The 507-nt window shown below is 46.4% G+C and carries 1 protein-coding gene; it reads left to right on the top strand.

Going from position 1 to position 507, the window contains the following annotated elements:
• Positions 1 to 4: 4 nt before the first annotated feature.
• Positions 5 to 507, top strand: a 503-nt coding sequence (locus R7Z49_RS27855) for an alanine:cation symporter family protein (protein WP_318112894.1), incomplete at its 3' end; no start/stop codon positions are given.

Here is a 507-nt window from a genome sequence, read left to right as displayed (position 1 = left end):
AATCATGAACGACCTACAATCTTTACTACAAACCATTGATAACTTTGTCTGGGGTCCACCACTGCTTATTTTGCTTGTGGGAACCGGTGTTTACTTCACTTTTAGCTTAGGCTTGATCCAGTTTAAACACCTACCAACCGCGTTAGCGATGGTATTCAGTAAAGATAAGTCATCTGATAAACAGGGTGACGTTTCTAGCTTCGCAGCACTTTGTACTGCACTTTCTGCAACTATCGGTACTGGTAACATTGTCGGCGTTGCAACCGCAATCAAACTTGGTGGCCCTGGCGCCCTATTCTGGATGTGGCTTGCTGCCCTATTCGGAATGGCGACGAAATACGCTGAGTGTCTGCTTGCTGTTAAATACCGACGCGTTGACGACAATGGCCAAATGATTGGTGGCCCAATGTATTACCTACAATATGGTGTTGGCTCTAAAGCGCTAGCCATCATGTTTGCGGTATTCTCACTTGGGGTTGCTTGTTTTGGTATCGGTACGTTCCCGCA

The sequence above is a fragment of the Vibrio sp. 1562 genome (assembly GCF_033340155.1).
Lineage (GTDB): Bacteria > Pseudomonadota > Gammaproteobacteria > Enterobacterales > Vibrionaceae > Vibrio > Vibrio alginolyticus.
The sequence above is the reverse complement of the archived record's forward strand: the minus strand, read 5'-3'. Positions and strand labels throughout refer to the sequence as shown.